The organism is Micrococcus sp. HMSC31B01 (assembly GCF_001816085.1).
Lineage (GTDB): Bacteria > Actinomycetota > Actinomycetes > Actinomycetales > Micrococcaceae > Micrococcus > Micrococcus luteus.
On the sequence record NZ_KV824961.1, the window covers coordinates 1 to 1,740 of the forward strand.

The 1,740-nt window shown below is 78.2% G+C and carries 1 protein-coding gene; it reads right to left on the bottom strand.

From position 1 onward, the window contains the following. Nucleotides 1-1,629: UvrD-helicase domain-containing protein (locus tag HMPREF3105_RS02060; protein WP_141762402.1), on the bottom strand; the 1,629-nt coding region annotated here is incomplete at its 3' end. Between the last annotated feature and the right edge of the window lie 111 nt (nt 1,630-1,740).

Here is a 1,740-nt window from a genome sequence, read left to right on the forward strand (position 1 = left end):
TGCGCGCCGTCGAGGACTCCCTGCGCCGCCCCGGCCCCGCTCGGCGGCCAGCAGGTCCTGGCGCAGCCGCCGCACGTGCAGCGCGCTGGCCATCCCGTACCGGCCGGTGAGCAGTCCCACGACCTCGTCCGGGTCGAGCACGTCCTCGACCCGGGCCTCCGGATCCTCCGCGAGCGCCCCCGCCGCGTCCAGCAGGGTGAGCAGGGGCGCGACGGCGGGCTCCTCCTTCAGCACGAGCCCGGCGGCGTCCCGCAGCACGGGGACGCCCTCGGCCTCCAGGTGACGGGCGAGCGCGGCCACGCGGGAGCCGGAGCGGGCGACCACGAGGATCCGGTCCAGGGGCACCCCGTCCTCGTGGTGGACCCGCAGCACCCGTTCGAGGACGAGCTGGTCCTCGTGGGCGCGGGTGGGCACGACGTGCGCCCGGACGGCGCCGTCGCCGTCCGCCGGGACGGTCTCGGTGCGGGTCCGTTCGACGCCGGCGGTGCGCTGGCGGACCCGGCGGGCCACGCGGAGGTAGGCGTCCTGGACCGCGGCGCGCATGCGGTGCCCGCGCGTCAGCACCCGGACGCGTCCGTCCGGGGACGCGGGCGGGGCGGCCCCCGGCACGGGATCGGGGTCGAGGACCTCGGGGTACCGGGCGAGGAGGTCGGGCCGGGCGCCGCGGAAGCCCTCCACGGTGGTGTCCGGTGACGCGGTGAGCAACACGTCCCGCCCGCGGCCGAGCACGCTGAGCAGGTCGTGCACGGCGGGGGTGGCCTCGTGGAGGTCCTCGACCACGAGCACGGCCAGGCGGTCCCGCTCCTCCGCCACGAACGCCTGCGCCGCGGCGTCGCGCTCCGGGTCCTCCGGATGCCGCTCGGTGAGCACGCGGACGGCAGCGGACAGCAGCCCGGCGGCGTCGAACGCCTCGGCCATGCCCAGGTCGATCCGGTCCCGGTAGTCCTGCAGCAGCACGGCCGCGGCCTCCCACTCGGGGCGCCCGTGGGCGGTGCCGAGCTCCTGCAGGCGGCCCGGCTCGAGGCCGAGCTCGCTCATGCGGTCCACGAGCTCGCGGACCGCACGGCGGAATCCCCTCGCCTCCACGGCGGGGGCGACGTCGTCCGGCCAGTCCGGCGCGGCGGCGAGGCCGGCGGCGTAGCCCTCGAGCAGCTCGGCGATCACCGTGTCCTGCTCGGCACCGGTGAGCAGCCGGGGGGCGACCTCCAGATGCCTCAGCGGTCCCGTGACGCGGGCACGGCGCAGCAGGTCGAACGCGTAGGAGGACCAGGTCCGCACGGGGGTGACGGCGCGGGTGCCCCGACCGGCGGCGGCGAGCCGGCGGGTCAGCGCGTCACGCAGCCGCGCCGCCGCATCCCGGCTCGGGGCCAGCAGCAGGAGGGACTCGGGGTCCAGCCCCGCCTCGATCCGGCGGGCCGCGTACTCGACCGCCACGGTGGTGCGCCCCGTGCCGGGGGCGCCCAGCACGAGCACGGCGCCGTGCCCGGGGGCGAGCGAGGCGATCGCCTCCTGCTCGTCCGTCAGCGTGATCCGGTCCTCGGGCGCGGCGGCCGTGCGCACCAGCCGAGCGGCCCGTTCCGGCGCCGCCGCGTCGTCGTCGAAGGGGTCCACCCCGTGTTCCCTGGTCATGGCCTCATCCTCGCACCGGGCCCGGACACGATACGGTCGGCGATCGCACGGATCGCCCGCGCGGCGCCGTCGTCGGGCTCCCAGCGGGCCCGGGGCAGGTCCACGCGCCCG